The organism is Sulfurihydrogenibium subterraneum DSM 15120 (assembly GCF_000619805.1).
GTDB classification, from domain to species: Bacteria; Aquificota; Aquificia; order Aquificales; family Hydrogenothermaceae; genus Sulfurihydrogenibium; species Sulfurihydrogenibium subterraneum.
On sequence record NZ_JHUV01000008.1, the window covers coordinates 274,748 to 290,410 of the forward strand.

Consider the following 15,663-nt stretch of genomic DNA (forward strand, 5'->3'; position numbering starts at 1 on the left):
AGATTTTAAATGATTTTAAACATACGGAGAGTTAATGAGGATTAAATCTATTTTTTTTATACTAATGTTGTTCTTAGGAGATGCCTATTGTAGTGATGATATTATAATCTCAAACTATCAGCTTCCTAAAAACAACGCTTTAGAGGTTTACGAAAAAACAAAGGATTTAGAGCTATTAAAAACTTTATTCCAACAAACAGATGATTTTGAAAGTGTAGAGATAAAAGATAACAAACTAGTTTTAAAAAGAAAACCAATACTTAAAGCTTTAAATATATCAGGAAACAAAAGCTTTTGGAAATCAGAAATAAAAGCAATTACCGGCTTGAATGAAAACTACACTTTTGACTCATCTTTACTTCAAAGTATACCTCTCAGAATAAGACAATTTTACGCTGATAAGGGTTTTCTCTTTGCTACCGTAGATATAACATCTAATTACACTCCAGAAGGCTATGCAACCATAAACTTAAAAATAAACGAAGGTAAAAAAACAAAACTAAACGATATAATTTTTCTTTCAGACCAAAATATTTCCGAGCTTGACAAAATAACTTTTTTAAAAGTTCTTAAGTTAAAAAATGGAGATTACCTTTACTTTGACGAGATAGAAAAAAAGATAGACAATCTAATGACATTTATTAGAAAAAGTGGTTATTACGATGCTTTTATTAACCTTCAAGATATAGAACAAGTAAATGAAAATTATGCAAACCTTTATATAGCTATAAATTTTGGAACAAAGTACAATGTTAACTTTATAGGAAATAAAACTTTCAATGAAAATGAATTAAGAAAGCTTCTGACCCTTGAAGAGAACGGCTTTAACTACTATCAGTTAAATCAATCTAAAGAAAGGATTATTGATTTTTATAAAGGTAATGGATTTTTAGATGTAAACGTGTCTTACGAAGTATCAGAGTCAGAAGACCTTTATAAAGGTCTTTATTCGTTGTTTTCTATAATAAACATAAACATAGAAGAAGGAAAAAGGTATAAAGTTGATAAATTAGAAATAAAAACAGATACTCCAGAGATTAAAGATAACATTAGCAAAATAGTAAGCGATTACTATAACAAGAAAGAATTAAAAGATTTTTTAGAAAAAATAGAACAGAAATTCTACTCAGAAGGTTATCTTTCTGTAAACTACTCTTTAAAAGAGACTATTAAAGATAAAGGTTTAGTTGATATTGAAATATCCTTTTTCAAAGGAAAAAAATACTTACTTACAAAAATAAATCAAGAAAATTACAAAACAAAAATAGATGGTAAACTACCTAAGGTTTACAATCCAAGTGAGATAGTAGAGATCCAAAAAACATTAAAAAAGAGTCTTCAAGAAGATGGATTTTTAGATGGTGATGTGTTATTAAACATTACAACTCAAGAAAAAGAAGATAAAGTAGAAGTAATTGCTAACTTTATATACGAAAAAGGTTCTATTTATAAAAATGGAATAACGTTTATATACGGCAGTAATCACTTAAATACAGAAGTAGTAAAGTGGCAGTTAAGAGTAAAAGATACCTTTGATCCTAAGGTATTAGATATGGCAATAACAAGACTATACGATTCCAGACTATTTGATTATGTAAATCCTGTATTTTTAAAAAACGAAGAAGAAAAAGTTTTAGATAAAGCTATAATTCTCCACGATGACAAAAGGGGATTACTCCAAGGTAGTGTAGGTTATAGTACAGACCAGCAGTTTAAAGTATCTACAGCATTAATTCTTAAAAATCTTTTTAAATATGGACTTGAAAGCTCAATCTATTTGGAAAGGTCAAACTTCCAAACAAACTATAGACTAAGTTTTGGCAGTAGACTTCTTCCATATAGTTTGACTTCTTTTGTATCTGTATATAAAAACACACAGTATAGAAGATACTTTGACCTTTCTTCACAAGGATTTGATTTTTTTGTAGAAAAGTTTCACAACAAGTTTGTAAAATCAAGGATAACCTTTGAAAGTAAAGACAGTTCTTTAGATAAACTAACCTTACCAAGCCCTGTAAAAAGTTATTCTCAATTTAAAATATCCTTATCTTTGACTGACGACCATAGAAACTCTAAAATAGACCCTAAAAAAGGTTATCTGTTTATATCTAAAATTTCTCAATCTTTTAAAGATGTAAACTACTTTTCCGGAGAGCTTTCTCTAAGGTTTTATCAGGAATTTTTAAATTATGTGGTTTTCTCTCCAAGATTTTCAACGGGATATATATTTAAAAACAACAACTACTTACCAGCATCAGAAAGATACTTTTTAGGTGGTATATCATCTTTAAGAGGTTTTGGTATAGATGAGGTTGCAGGGGAAAAAGGGATTGGAGGAAACAGCTATATACTTATAAACAACGATTTAAGATTTTTAGTTTATCCAAAGTATAATATTTATTTACTTACATTCTATGATTTAGGAAATGTTTATACAGATTTTAAAGAGTATAAAAGTCATAAATTTAGAGAAACAGCTGGAATAGGAATCTATGTCCCTACTCCTGCAGGTTCACTTATTTTAGACTATGCAAAAAAGTTAGACAGAAAAGTGGGAGAAAGTGGATACAGAATAGAGCTTAGTATAGGACTTGATTTTTAAGGACACCTTGAAAACATAACAAAATCTAACAAACTGTTTCCAAAGGTGTCCTTCGCCTATCTTTCGATAGGGAAATACTATCGGCTATGTCTTTTAAAACACTCGCCGAATACTTGTTAAATAAATTCACTTTTATTGGTCTTGATAATTTGTCTAACCAGTTTGGCAGTTTTAAAAACTGCTCTCTTATCTTTCTACCTATTCCTTTAATAGCTACGTTTAACGCTCCATTTAAGTCTGCATTGTAGACTTTGTTAGTAATATGGTCTTTGAAAAGACCTCTTTTTACTCTTTTTCCATTAAATTCTTTTGCTTTTAAATCTCCAGTTATACTTGATGTTTTTGACGTGTAGCTTTCATCTTCTGTTATTATTAAGTCTATCCCTGCTATCTGGCATTTGTATTTAAGCATCTGTATAAATTTCCCAAATGGAATAGCTCTAAAGGTTTGATTAAATCTTTTTCCTTTATCACTTTCTTTCTGATATTCTTCCATTAATCCTTTTGATATTACTATTGTTCCTATGTTTTCTTTTAATGCTAATGAGACTAATAGGTTTGATACACTTGCAAAAAATTGGCTTATTCTTTTATCTCTATAATTCCACAGTAATTTGTGCTCTTTTTCTTTGTTTTCTGATTGTAGTTTTGCAGATAGTTTATTTACCCATTGATTAAATGCTTTTAATGGTTCTCCGTTTATTATAAAACTTCTTACGTTTTCTTTGTTTGATATTGTAGATATAAAGTTGTTAATTCCTATGTCTATTGATAGAAAATTATCTTTATTGAGTTTTAGTTTTTCTAATGGTTGCTGATATGTTAAAAACACATCTATAAACCCTTCTTTTCTCCAGATTATTTTTAAATGGTTTGTATTTATTCCTTCAGGAACTTTTATCTTTATCGATCCAAATGATTTTCCTATTCTGACTACTATATGGTTTGATTTTCCTCTTTTTAGATTTCTTTTATCTATAATCATATTTGGATTTGTTTCTATTGTGTAAAAGTGTAGTTTAGATAATTTTCTTGGAAGTGGTAGGTTTGCTTTTTCTTCTGTTTTCCATTTGGCAATTATAGATTTACACTCTCTAACAATTACGTTTATAAGCATTTTTGCTGTATCAGAGCCTATTTTGTTTTGCCACAGGTCTATTAATTGCTTTTGCATATCTTTTATTTTTTGATTTTCAAATGGTAGTTTTTCTTTTCCTTTTATGTATTTTTCTAAAAAGTTTACAGATAAAAAAGGTGTTATGTTTTTTGTGTGTTTAAAATACTCGTATGCAGTGATATAGATTAGGTTTTTAAAATGCTGGAATGTTTTAGATGCTTTTGATAGTTTATTGACTGCTGATTTTTTGCTTATTTGAATGTTTAAAGTTAATGTTATTGTGTCCATTCTTTAGGAACTTAATTGAATAATATTTTTTATTATCCTATAATGAATTATAAGAATTTTTATTAATAGAGTCAAGGAGGCAAAATATAGTGTTTGGTATAGGGTTTCAAGAGCTTTTATTGATAATGATTGTAGCTTTAATAGTTTTAGGTCCTCAAAGACTTCCAGAGGTAGCAAGAGCCTTAGGTAAATTCTATAGAGAAATTAAATCTTCTGTTGATGAAGTAAAGTCTTCTGTAGTAAATGACCTGTCTTCTGTTAAAAATATAGAAAAAGAGATAAAAGTAGAAGATTATAAACCTGTGAAAAATGAAGAAACTTTAAAAACTTCTTTTGATGAAGAGTTTGAAAAAGAGATAAAAAAATCTGAAAATAAAAAAGAAGTAGAAAGAGAAAAAATAAGCTTTAAAAAAGAATCAAAAGAGGTATAAGATGGAAAACCAGCAACTTCCAGAAGCTCCAATAACAGAACATCTTGCAGAGTTAAGAACAAGACTCATAAGAATAGTCCTTGCTTTAATAATAGGAACTGTTGTAGCCTTCACTAAAGCAAATTATTTATTTGAATTATTAAAACAGCCTCTTTTAAAAGTTAACCCTAACCTAAAACTATACTTCCTATCACCTACAGAGCCTTTTTTTACAGCATTTAAAATATCATTTTTAGCAGGGTTTATAATAGTTTCTCCTTTTGTTTTCTATCAAGTTTGGAAGTTTATTGAACCTGCTTTATACGAACATGAAAAAAAATTAGCATTACCATTTGTATTTTTCACTACATTGTTTTTTGCTATTGGATGTTTGTTTTCATTTTACCTTGTTCTACCTGTAGCAATTGGATTTTTTATTAACTTTGGTAATATCCAACTTGGAGCTGAGGCTATTTTTTCCGTAAAAGAGTATATCTCTTTTATTTTAAGAATGATTTTAGCTTTTGGGTTAACATTTGAACTTCCAGTAATATTATCATTACTTGCAAGGCTTGGTTTAATAACGCCAGAGTTTTTACAAAAATCAAGACCTTACTTTATCGTTCTGGCTTTTATAGTTGCAGCTATATTAACCCCAACTCCGGACGTATTTAGCCAATTAATGCTTGCTATACCATTGATTTTATTCTATGAGATTTCCATAATTATGGCAAAGATACTTTATCCAAAAAGTACAAAGTACAAGGAGCTACAAAATGAATAACTACATCATAAATGAGCTTAAAAAAGAAGAGTCTTGGAGACTTTTTAAAATTATCGGAGACTTTATAGATGGCTTTGAAGTAATGCCAGATTACCAGCCAAGTGTAACTGTATTTGGGTCTTCGAGGGTAAAAGAGGGAAATAATTATTATGACTCTGCAAGACAACTTGGATTTAAACTTGCAAAGAAAGGATTTACAATAGTCACAGGAGGGGGTCCAGGAATAATGGAAGCTGCCAACAGGGGAGCTTTTGAAGCAGGAGGAAACTCTATAGGACTTAACATAAAACTACCAAAAGAACAAAAACCTAATCCATATTTAACATTAACATTAAACTTTAACTACTTCTTTGCAAGAAAAGTTATGCTTGTCAAGTATGCTACTGCTTTTGTACTCTTTCCAGGTGGATATGGAACCTTAGATGAAATATTTGAGACTTTAACACTTATACAAACTAAAAAACTAAAACCATTTCCATTGATATTATTTGGAAAAGAGTATTGGGACGGACTTTTACAGTGGTTAAAAAAGAATGTTTTAGAAATTGGTTATATTGATGAAGAAGATTTAGAAATATTTAAAATTATGGATAATATAGATGAAGTTGTAGATTACATAGAAAGTTGGTATATTAAACATTCAAAAGAGTTAGGAGAGTTTTAATATGGTTTTTGATACAAAAAATTTATCAGAAGACAAAATATACAAGTTAATGATTAGTACTATAGTTCCAAGACCTATCGCTTGGATTTCAACAGTCTCAAAAGATGGTATATACAACATTGCACCGTTTAGCTTTTATATGGGTATATCTTCATCTCCACCTTTAGTAGCTATCTCTATTGGTAAAAAAGATGAAAAAAAGAAAAAAGACACATGGAAAAACATTGAAGAAACAGGAGAGTTTGTTATAAACGTTGTTACATACGATTTAGTAGAAAAAATGAACATTACAGCTCTTCCATTTGACGAAGAGATTGACGAGTTTAAAGAGGCAGAGTTAACACCTATACAGTCTGATTTAGTAAAAGCACCAAGGATAAAAGAATCTCCCATTAACATTGAGTGTAAAAAGTACATGATTTTAGAAATAGCAGATATGGGACTGATTTTTGGAGAAATTTTAAGATACCATATAGATGACTCACTTTTAAATGAAAAAGGTTATGTGGATAATAAAAAATTAAAAATAGTTGGAAGGTTAGGAGGAGCTGACTACTGCTATATATCTTATGAAAATATATTTACTTTAAAAAGACCTGATAAGAGGTAAGAAAGATGAACAGCGAGCAAATTGAAAAGTTAATAAAAGAAAAAAATCTAAAATTAACAAAACAAAGAAAAGATATACTCAAAGAATTATTGAAAATAAAAGGACACTTTGAAATAGAAGAGCTTGCCTACAAACTTAAAGATAAAAAGATTAAAGCTTCAAGGGCAACAGTTTACAGAACTTTGTCTATTTTAAAAGATCTTGGACTTATAAACGAAGTTATAAAACATGGTAATAAAACCTATTATGAAGTAAATTTAAAAGAACATCACGACCATTTAGTGTGTTTATCCTGCGGGAAAATAATTGAGTTTCAGGACGAAAAAATAGAAAAAATTCAAAATAAAATTTGTAAAAAGTTTAAGTTTAAACCTTCTTACCACAGACTTGAAATTTTTGGTATATGTAATGAATGTCAAAAAAAGTTAAAAAAGAGGGGCTAACCCCCTTTTTTATTAGTGATGATGACCACCTATTCCGTGAGCATGTCCATGTAATATCTCATCTGGAGTAGCTTCTCTAACATTTACAACTTCAATTTCAAACACAAGATCTCTTCCAGCTAAAGGATGGTTTAAATCGACTGTAACAGTGTTTTCATCAAAATCAACTACAACCATACTAATAATTTGACCCTCTGGAGTTTGAGCTTGTAAAGGTAATCCAACTTCAAGGTCAATACCTTGGAAGTACTCTCTTGGAGCTTTTTGAATTAAGTTTGGATCAGATAGACCATAAGCTTCTTCTGCTGGAACTTCTATAACTCTTTTTTCTCCTTGTTTCATTCCGTACATTCTTGACTCTAAACCGGGAATTATTTCTCCCACACCTGTTAAAAATGTTAGTGGTTGACCTGCACTTGCATCAATCACTTCTCCAGTTTCTTTGTCCTTGAGTGTGTACTCAAAAGACACAACTTTTCTGTCTCCTACTTCCATACTATAACTCCTTTAAAAATATTTAGCACCTTAAGGTGCTATACGGATACTCTCAGATAAAGATAACCCCGAACTACCTTTATTTGAAAATACCCTCAAGATTAAATATCTCTTTTTCTTTTTTCTTGTTAAAAATATAAACCTTTTTTTCTGAATTTTCAAGGGTAATAAGTATAACTTTTTTAAAACCGTTTTTAAATGCAAAATCCATAGACTTATCAACTTCTCTTTTAACTATGTCCCTTGCAACAGAAAAACCTTTTTCTCTTAAATACTTAGCTATCTGATAAGCCAAAGTCTTATCTTCTGTTGTATCTATAATGTAATAATCTTTCTGAAGGTTCAAATCTAAATTTAACTTTTTTAAGTAATCAAAAAGATACAGTGTTTCAAAGGCAAAACCTGTAGCAGGATAATTACCGTTATACTGATTTAACAGTCTATCGTACCTTCCACCGTAGCCAACTGGCTTTGGAAAATCTTTAATGAAAATCTCAAAAACCATTCCTGTGTAGTAATCAAACTCTCTGGGTTCTGATAGGTCAAAAAATACATGTTTGTGAAGGTCGTATTCTTGTAAAATTGTGTATATTTTTATAAGTTCTTGTAAAACTTGATAAATTTCTGGATAATCTTTAAGCTGGTCTGCTTGAGTTTTTATCATATCAATACTTCCGTTTAATGTAGGCAAAGAGATAATAAAACTCTTTAATTTCTCATCTATGTTTAAATCTTTTACGAAATTTTCTAACTTATAAATCTCCCTGTTTTTAATATAACTTAAAAATTCTTGATACTCACTTTGAGAAAGGTTTAAAAGTTGCTTTAAAACTTGCAATAGTTTTACGTTGTTTATATCTATCTGAAAGTTTTCTATTCCTAAGCTTTTTAGGCAAGAGGTTGCAACTGCTAAAACTTCTGCATCAGCTTCCAGCTGTGAAACACCTATTAACTCTATACCTATCTGTTTTCTTTCATAAAGTTTATTACCTTTTGGAACAGTATATCTAAATACATCTCCACTATAATAAAGTCTAATAGGGAAGTCTTTATCTTTTAAAGATGCAATGTATCTTGCTATCTGAGTTGTAAAGTCTGCTCGTAGTATAAGTATTTCCCCTTCAAATCTATCTATAATTCTAAATAGATTTTTTCTTATATCAGGAGAGAAAATGTGGCTGTGAACATCATAGTACTCAATCGTAGGAAGGATAATTTTATCATATCCCCAAAGTTTAAAGATTTTTTCTACAGTTTTTTCTATATAATCTAATAGAAAGCTGTCTTCTACGCTAAAACATCTAACACCTTTTGGTAAATCTATCTTCACTTTACTATCCTTAAAGTGCATCTAAAGCGGGAACAAACTCTTCCCCAAGATAATAAGTATTGTTTAGTTTGTATAATATAGGTCTTACTGGGTCGTAGTCTAATATTGAGTAAGATGCATTATCACAGCCAAAGCTCCAGAACTTATCCATATCAAGATTTAAACCAGATGTTAAACATGCTCTTATAGGTACTGTGTGGGATACAACCACTACCGTTTCACCTTCATGTTTTGACAGCATATCAGCTAAAAATTTTTTAACTCTATCAAAAACGTCCTTTAAAGATTCTCCATTTGGAAAGTTAACTTCGTGAGGCTGGTATATCCACTGTCTAAACATATCTGGGTATTTTTCTTTCACTTCATCAACTAACAACCCTGACCAATCTCCGTGGTCAATCTCTATAATATCTTCATTTTTAATTATTGGTAAATTCAGCTCCTGACTTATATACTCTGCAGTTTGATATGTTCTTTTAAGTGGACTTGAATACAAGGCAGAAGGGTTATACTTTTTTAAAGCCTTTCCTATAAGTTTTGCTTGTCTATGACCTCTTTCGCTTAATTCAGGGTCAAGTCTTCCTTGGTATCTTCCGATTGGATTCCACAAACTCTCTGCGTGCCTTACAAAGATGATTCTAACCACTTTTATATCTCCTTAAAGACTGTTTATGTATATTTCTTGAGCTTTTTTTACACCTTTTCCAAGGTCAACCTTATAACCATTTTTATATAGTGCTATCTCTATTGCAGAGATAACTTCTATCATATCAAGATAATCAAAGTATCCCATGTGGGCTATTCTTATTATTCTTCCTTTTAAGTGGTCTTGTCCTCCTGCTACTCTTACACCTATTTTTAGTAAATCTTTTCTAAATTTATCCGCATCTATACCTTCTGGAGTAAATACTCCTGTTGCAGAGTTTGAAGGGCTTTCAGAGAGAAGTTTTAATCCAAGCTCTTTCATAGCTTGTCGTGTCATCTGGGCTAAAATAAAGTGTCTTTTTTCTAAGTTATCAAGTCCTTCTTCTAATATAAGGTTAAGACTTTCGTTAAGAGCAATTATCAGATTTATAGCAGGTGTGTAGGCAGTTTGACCTTTTCCTTGCTTTTTACTCTCTGCTTTTACAGAAAAGTAGTACTTTGGTAGATTACTTTTTTCTAATCTCTTTTCAGCTTTTTCACTGTAGTACAATATAGAAAGTCCAGGAGGAAGCATTAAAGCTTTTTGACTTCCTGTTATAAGGATATCTATACCTATCTCTTCTGGAAAAACTTTGTAAACGCCTACAGAAGTGATACCATCAACAACTAAAAGACAGTCCTCTAAAGAGGCTGACATTTCAGCTAAAAACTTTAAATCGTGAAGGGTTGTAGTTGAAGTCTCAGAGTGCTGAACGAGTATTCCTTTTAAATCTGGATTATTCTTTACAAACTCACTTACTTTATCTTTATCGTAAGTTTTTCCCCACTCTATCTGATAGTCTATTACCTGCAGTCCAAAGGTTTTAGCTAAATCTCTCCATCTCTCTCCAAACTTTCCTGCATTTATAACTAAAACTTTATCCTTTTCATTAAAAAAGTTTACTATAGAAGCTTCCATAGCTCCTGTTCCAGAAGAAGCAAACATTAAAACATCTCTATTTGTATTTAAGAGCTTTTGGAGCTTCTCTCTTGTTTGTAAAAATATATTTGTAAATTCTGGAGTTCTGTGGTGGATTATCTGTTGACCAAGTGCTTTTATAACTTGCGGTGGAAGTGGCACAGGTCCGGGAGTAAATAGCCTCTCTTTAATCAAAAGATTTCCTCCAAAGCTAAAAATTTTTAAATATTTTAACATAAAAAGGGGGAGTTAGACTAAATCTAACTCCCAAAATTTTGGAGGAGGTAGGTCGAAAGGTTTAGCAGCAGGAGCCTTTGTAGATATACAAAATTTATGCCAAATTTTTAATTTGTAAATATGTAATGTTTAAAATATGTAAAGTCTATTTTAGGACAACTCTGTCCCTTTTGGGACAAATCTAAAATTTTATTGCAACAATCAAACCATCTCTCAACGGAATTAGAGTTGTAAAAAACTCTGGTGATGAAAACATATACTCATTAAACTCTTTAATCTTCTTAGTTTGCCTGTCAGGAGCTTCCTCTAACACTTTACCATGCCAAAGAGTGTTATCCGCTATAACAATTCCACCAGAATTTAAGTTATCCTTTAGCATCAAAATACTATCTAAGTACTTTGCCTTTTCGTGGTCAAAAAACAGAATGTCAATATTTTTGTAATCTTTTGCAATTTCTACCCCATTGCCCAACCTTATTTCAACTTTTTCAATTAATCCGGCTTTGGATAAAAAATTTCTTGCTTTATCTAAATTATCTTGATTGTAATCTGTTAAAACTACTTTTCCATTACCGATAGCTTTTGCAAACCAGTAAGCAGAGTATCCGTATCCTGAACCTACTTCAACAATCAATTTCGGATTTTTGAGTTTTGTAATTATATACAAAAACCTTCCAACAGACCTGCCAACTATTGGAAATCCTACCTTTTGTGCAAACTCTTCCATTGGTTTTAAAACATCTTCATCTTCTACTTTTGAAAGGTAGTTTAATTTATCTATATACCTTTGAATATCTTCAAACAAAATCATACTATACCTCGCAGATAAGGATACATCGGGATTATAACATAAATGGTATAATAGTTTAAAAATTTTTAACATATCGGAGGCTAAATTTTATGAAAAAAAGAGTTGTACTTGCTTACTCTGGAGGATTAGATACTTCTGTAATAGTTAGATGGCTTACAGACAGAGGTTTTGAGGTTATCACCTATACAGCTGACGTAGGTCAAGGAGAAGAGCTCTCTGAAATAGAAGAAAAAGCATTAAAAGCAGGAGCTGTAAAGGCTATAATTGATGATATAAAAGAGGAGTTTGCAAGAGATTACTGTATGCCACTTATGAGAGCAACAGCTTTATACGAAGGTAAATACACATTACTGTCATCTTTATCAAGACCTTTAATAGCAAAAAAGTTAGTTGAAGTTGCCCATAAAGAAGGAGCTCACTACGTGGCTCACGGTTCAACTGGAAAAGGAAACGACCAAGTCAGATTCGAAGCTTCTGTATGGGCATTAGACCCAGATATAGAAGTTTTAGCACCTGTTAGAGAGTGGGAATTTAAGTCAAGAGAAGAAGAGATAGATTATGCGATGAAACACGGTATTCCCGTAAAAGCTACAAAAGAAAAGCCATACTCTTATGATAGAAACTTGTGGGGAGTTGCAATAGAAGCTGGTCCACTGGAAGACCCTTGGACAGAGCCTCCAGAAGATGCTTTTGAAATTACAGTATCACCAGAAAAAGCTCCAGACACTCCAGAGTATATAGAAATAGAATTTAGAGAAGGAACACCAATTAAGTTAAACGGAAAAGAGTATGACCAACTTTGGAAACTTATTTGGGATTTAAATGAGATAGCAGGAAAACACGGCGTTGGTAGAATAGATATGGTAGAAAACAGACTTGTAGGAATAAAAACAAGAGAAGTTTATGAATCTCCTGCAGGGCTTATACTTATCTCTGCCTACGATGACCTTGAAAGTATAGTCTTAGACAGATTTACCTACCACTATAAAAAAGACCACATATCCCATCCATATGCAAAATTAGTTTATGAAGGACTTTGGTTTTCTAAACTAAGAGAGTCTTTAGACGCATTTAACAATGAAATAGCTAAAATAGTCAACGGAAAAGTAAGAGTTAAACTTTACAAAGGAAGCTTTAAAATAGTAGGAAGACAGTCTCCAAACTCTCTCTACAGTGAAGACCTTGCAACTTACAGCCCTAAAGATGCTTTTGACCACAAAGCAGGTGGTGCATTTACAAAAGTATGGGCTTTACCACTAAAAGTATTTGCAAGATCAAATAAGAGGTAAAAGATGCTGAAAGAGTACAATCACATTGAAATAGAAAGTAAATGGTCTTCAATATACCAAGAAGCTGATATTTTTAAAGGAGAAACAGGAAAAAAACCGTACTTTTCTGTCGTTTTACCTCCTCCAAACGTAACAGGAAGTCTCCATATAGGGCACGCCCTTAATGCTACACTACAAGATATAATAGTCCGCTACAAACGAATGAAAGGCTTTAATACACTCTGGCTTCCCGGATTTGACCACGCAGGAATTGCTACCCAATGGGTTGTTGTAAGGGAGCTTCAAAAACAAGGTATTAGTAGATTTGACCTTGGAAGAGAGAACTTTATTAAAAAAGTTTGGCAGTGGGTACCCCAATCAAGAGATTCTATAAAAAATCAGCTTATTAGACTTGGAGCTTCTTGTGATTGGTCAAGGCAGAGATTTACCCTTGATGAAGGATTTTCAAGGTCTGTAAGAGAAGCATTTGTAAGACTTTACAAAGAAGGACTTATATTTAAAGCACCTTACATCGTAAACTGGGATCCAAAAGAAAGAACCGCAGTATCAGATTTAGAGGTTGAGTATTACGAAGGAAAAGGAAAATTATGGCATATAAAGTATCCATTAGAAGATGGAAGTGGTTACATTACTGTAGCAACTACCAGACCTGAAACGATGTTAGGTGATACAGCTGTAGCAGTAAATCCAAACGATGAGAGATATAAACATCTAATAGGTAAAAAAGTTATACTTCCATTAGCTCCAGAAAAAAGGACAGACATAAACGGAAATAAAGTAAGCAACCTAATTCCAATAATAGCAGATGAGTATGTAGACCCAGCTTTTGGAACAGGTGTTGTAAAAATAACCCCTGCCCACGACTCTAACGACTTTGAAGTAGGAAAAAGGCATAATCTTCCAATGGTTATCGTTATGGATGAAGGAGCTTACATAAATGAAAATGGTGGAGAGTTTAAAGGTTTATACAGGTACCAAGCCAGAGAGAAAATAGTAGAGAAGCTAAAAGAATTAGGTTTACTTGAAAAAGAAGAAGACCACATTCACAATGTTGGACACTCCCAAAGGTCAAAAGAAGTTATAGAGCCTTATCTTTCTACCCAGTGGTTTGTTGATACTAAAAAGTTGGCAGAAAAAGCTATAAAAGTTGTAGAAGAAGGAAAGATAAAATTTATTCCAGAAGGATGGACAAAAACTTACCTTAACTGGATGTATAACATCAGAGAGTGGTGTATATCAAGACAAATATGGTGGGGACACAGAATTCCTGTATGGTACTGTAGAGACTGCGGTTATCAAAACGCCTTTAACGACGACTTTTTACCGACCATAGAAGAAAAGATTATATTTAACCTTTATGCAGATGGAAAAATAAATCAAATTTTCTGCGTTGACGATGTTTTAGAAGTTTTAAATAAACAAAACTTTACCCATCCTGACAAAACAAACTTAGAGTTTTACGAAAAAGTAGTCTTTTTAAAAGAAGCTGAAAGATTAAAATCAAAAGAAAGTTTAATAAATCTACTTGAAACATCAAATCACTTTAAAAAACTATACGAAGAAAGGTATCAACTTATATTAAAGTGTGAAAAATGTAAAAGTGAAAACCTTCATCAAGATGAAGATGTTTTAGATACTTGGTTTTCTTCTGGACTTTGGCCTTTTGGAACTTTAGGCTGGCCTACCGAAACCGAAGACCTAAAAACTTTCTACCCAACTTCTTTACTGATAACAGGTTTTGACATTATCTTCTTCTGGGTTGCAAGAATGATAATGATGGGAGCAAAGTTTACAGATAACATTCCATTTAAAGACGTTTACATCCACGCACTTGTAAGAGATGAAAAAGGCGAAAAAATGTCCAAAACCAAAGGAAACGTGATAGACCCTCTCGAAATGGCAGAGAAGTATGGAGCTGATGCCTTAAGATTTACCTTAACTGCATTAGCAGCCCAAGGAAGAGATATAAGACTTTCAGAAAAAAGAATAGAAGGTTATAAACATTTTTCTAATAAAATTTGGAATGCGTCAAAATTTGTTTTAACAAACAGTCAAAATATGGAAATTAAAGACTTAAAACAATTAAACTTATCAACGGAAGATAAATGGATTTTAACAGCTCTTATGAAAACAGTTAAAAAATCGTCTAACGAACTTGAAAGTTATAGATACAACGAATATGCAAACACAATATACGACTTTTTCTGGCATGATTACTGCGACTGGTACATAGAACTTACAAAAGAAAGAATATACAAAGGCTCTCAAGAAGAAAAACAAACAGCTGTAAGCGTTTTAAACTTTGTTTTAATAGAATCTTTAAAACTCCTACATCCAATAATGCCATTTATAACAGAAGAGATATATAATCATCTACCAATAAAAGAAACAGAGTTTTTAGCAACAGCTCCATACCCAGAGTACGAAGAAAGCAATACATTTGAAGAAGATTATAACTTTATAGAATCTTTAAAAGAAATGATTACAGGGATAAGGACTGTAAGAAGCGACTTTAGCATTGAACCAACAAGAAAACTAAACATCAGAATAAAACCATCTACAAAAGAGATAGAAGAAAAGCTCAAAACTTTAACCAACCAGATAAAACAGCTGATAAGAGCAGAAAACCTTATTATAGACACTGATATATCAAAACAAGATACGGAAGTAATCACTGTATCTAAATTAGGAGAGTGTTTTATAGATTTGGCAGGAGTTTTAGATATTCAGAAAGAAATTCAAAGACAAGAAAAACTACTTCAAGAAGTTGAGAAATCTATAAAAATTTCAGAAAGCAAACTAAGTAATGAAAACTTTGTAAACAAAGCCCCTGAGCATGTAGTGGAAAAAGAAAAACAGCTCTACGAAGAACTTAAAGCCAAAAGAGATAAAATATTAAATACTTTAAAGATGTTAAAACGTTAGAGAATAACTACTGAAAATCTATTGCATTTTGACAGGAATATGATATAATATTTAT

General features: G+C 31.5%; 14 protein-coding genes. 8 read left to right on the forward strand and 6 right to left on the reverse strand.

The features are described from left to right. Positions 1 to 34: 34 nt before the first annotated feature. Positions 35 to 2,602, forward strand: coding sequence for a BamA/OMP85 family outer membrane protein (locus Q385_RS0102155; RefSeq protein WP_028950091.1), 2,568 nt, complete (start codon positions 35 to 37; stop codon positions 2,600 to 2,602). Between the two features lie 25 nt (positions 2,603 to 2,627). Here Q385_RS0102155 and Q385_RS0102160 read toward each other — a convergent pair whose 3' ends face one another. Then, entirely contained in the window at positions 2,628 to 4,007 is a 1,380-nt protein-coding gene (locus Q385_RS0102160) for an RNA-guided endonuclease InsQ/TnpB family protein (RefSeq protein WP_028950092.1), read from the reverse strand. An 89-nt stretch (positions 4,008 to 4,096) separates the two neighbouring features. Between Q385_RS0102160 and tatB the strand changes: the two genes are divergently transcribed. Genes tatB through Q385_RS0102185 form a run of 5 tightly spaced genes read left to right on the forward strand, consistent with a single transcriptional unit; the run spans position 4,097 to position 6,918 of the window. Then, entirely contained in the window at positions 4,097 to 4,438 is a 342-nt protein-coding gene (tatB, locus tag Q385_RS0102165) for a Sec-independent protein translocase protein TatB (RefSeq protein ID WP_028950093.1), read from the forward strand. A gap of 1 nt (position 4,439) precedes the next feature. Beyond that, positions 4,440 to 5,201, forward strand: a complete 762-nt coding sequence (gene tatC, locus Q385_RS0102170) for a twin-arginine translocase subunit TatC (RefSeq protein ID WP_028950094.1) — start codon at positions 4,440 to 4,442, stop codon at positions 5,199 to 5,201. Further along, the gene (locus Q385_RS0102175) at positions 5,194 to 5,865 is read left to right on the forward strand and encodes an LOG family protein (protein WP_028950095.1); all 672 of its coding nucleotides are present in this window, start codon (positions 5,194 to 5,196) and stop codon (positions 5,863 to 5,865) included. Before tatC ends, Q385_RS0102175 begins: the two co-directional genes overlap by 8 nt. 1 nt (position 5,866) lies before the next feature. Continuing rightward, on the forward strand, positions 5,867 to 6,475 hold the full coding sequence (locus Q385_RS0102180) for a flavin reductase family protein (protein WP_028950096.1): 609 nt from the start codon (positions 5,867 to 5,869) through the stop codon (positions 6,473 to 6,475). Between the two features lie 5 nt (positions 6,476 to 6,480). After that, the gene (locus tag Q385_RS0102185; RefSeq protein ID WP_028950097.1) at positions 6,481 to 6,918 is read left to right on the forward strand and encodes a Fur family transcriptional regulator; all 438 of its coding nucleotides are present in this window, start codon (positions 6,481 to 6,483) and stop codon (positions 6,916 to 6,918) included. Positions 6,919 to 6,930: 12 nt separating this feature from the next. Here the strand turns inward: Q385_RS0102185 and Q385_RS0102190 are convergent, their stop codons facing one another. The 5 genes from Q385_RS0102190 to Q385_RS0102210 all read right to left on the reverse strand — a co-directional run bounded on the left by Q385_RS0102190 (position 6,931) and on the right by Q385_RS0102210 (position 11,394). Next, positions 6,931 to 7,413 carry an FKBP-type peptidyl-prolyl cis-trans isomerase gene (locus Q385_RS0102190; RefSeq protein WP_028950098.1) on the reverse strand — a complete coding sequence of 161 codons (483 nt, stop codon included), beginning with the start codon at positions 7,411 to 7,413 and terminating at the stop codon, positions 6,931 to 6,933. 79 nt (positions 7,414 to 7,492) lie between these two features. Then, the gene (hisZ, locus tag Q385_RS0102195) at positions 7,493 to 8,764 is read right to left on the reverse strand and encodes an ATP phosphoribosyltransferase regulatory subunit (protein ID WP_211245378.1); all 1,272 of its coding nucleotides are present in this window, start codon (positions 8,762 to 8,764) and stop codon (positions 7,493 to 7,495) included. Continuing rightward, positions 8,754 to 9,389, reverse strand: coding sequence for a phosphoserine phosphatase PspA (pspA, locus tag Q385_RS0102200; protein ID WP_028950100.1), 636 nt, complete (start codon positions 9,387 to 9,389; stop codon positions 8,754 to 8,756). The genes hisZ and pspA overlap by 11 nt, the downstream gene beginning before the upstream one ends. Positions 9,390 to 9,401: 12 nt before the next feature. Next, entirely contained in the window at positions 9,402 to 10,541 is a 1,140-nt protein-coding gene (locus Q385_RS0102205) for a pyridoxal-phosphate-dependent aminotransferase family protein (protein WP_028950101.1), read from the reverse strand. A 223-nt stretch (positions 10,542 to 10,764) separates the two neighbouring features. After that, entirely contained in the window at positions 10,765 to 11,394 is a 630-nt protein-coding gene (locus Q385_RS0102210) for an O-methyltransferase (RefSeq protein WP_028950102.1), read from the reverse strand. A gap of 89 nt (positions 11,395 to 11,483) precedes the next feature. Here Q385_RS0102210 and Q385_RS0102215 point away from each other — a divergent pair, with 89 nt between their 5' ends. Together Q385_RS0102215 and Q385_RS0102220 are read left to right on the forward strand one after the other, a co-directional pair. After that, complete coding sequence (locus Q385_RS0102215) at positions 11,484 to 12,683, forward strand: argininosuccinate synthase (protein WP_028950103.1); 1,200 nt, start codon at positions 11,484 to 11,486, stop codon at positions 12,681 to 12,683. Between the two features lie 3 nt (positions 12,684 to 12,686). After that, positions 12,687 to 15,608 carry a valine--tRNA ligase gene (locus Q385_RS0102220; protein WP_028950104.1) on the forward strand — a complete coding sequence of 974 codons (2,922 nt, stop codon included), beginning with the start codon at positions 12,687 to 12,689 and terminating at the stop codon, positions 15,606 to 15,608. The last annotated feature ends 55 nt before the right edge of the window (positions 15,609 to 15,663 follow it).

Bases quoted from the DNA above. Each gene is read 5' to 3' on its own strand.
- Q385_RS0102220 (WP_028950104.1), top strand. From the start codon at position 12,687: ATGCTGAAAGAGTACAATCACATTGAAATAGAAAGTAAATGGTCTTCA.
- Q385_RS0102180 (WP_028950096.1), top strand. From the start codon at position 5,867: ATGGTTTTTGATACAAAAAATTTATCAGAAGACAAAATATACAAGTTA.
- tatC (WP_028950094.1), top strand. From the start codon at position 4,440: ATGGAAAACCAGCAACTTCCAGAAGCTCCAATAACAGAACATCTTGCA.
- Q385_RS0102215 (WP_028950103.1), top strand. From the start codon at position 11,484: ATGAAAAAAAGAGTTGTACTTGCTTACTCTGGAGGATTAGATACTTCT.
- Q385_RS0102190 (WP_028950098.1), bottom strand. From the start codon at position 7,413: ATGGAAGTAGGAGACAGAAAAGTTGTGTCTTTTGAGTACACACTCAAG.
- Q385_RS0102155 (WP_028950091.1), top strand. From the start codon at position 35: ATGAGGATTAAATCTATTTTTTTTATACTAATGTTGTTCTTAGGAGAT.
- Q385_RS0102185 (WP_028950097.1), top strand. From the start codon at position 6,481: ATGAACAGCGAGCAAATTGAAAAGTTAATAAAAGAAAAAAATCTAAAA.
- Q385_RS0102175 (WP_028950095.1), top strand. From the start codon at position 5,194: ATGAATAACTACATCATAAATGAGCTTAAAAAAGAAGAGTCTTGGAGA.
- Q385_RS0102210 (WP_028950102.1), bottom strand. From the start codon at position 11,394: ATGATTTTGTTTGAAGATATTCAAAGGTATATAGATAAATTAAACTAC.
- hisZ (WP_211245378.1), bottom strand. From the start codon at position 8,764: ATGCACTTTAAGGATAGTAAAGTGAAGATAGATTTACCAAAAGGTGTT.
- Q385_RS0102160 (WP_028950092.1), bottom strand. From the start codon at position 4,007: ATGGACACAATAACATTAACTTTAAACATTCAAATAAGCAAAAAATCA.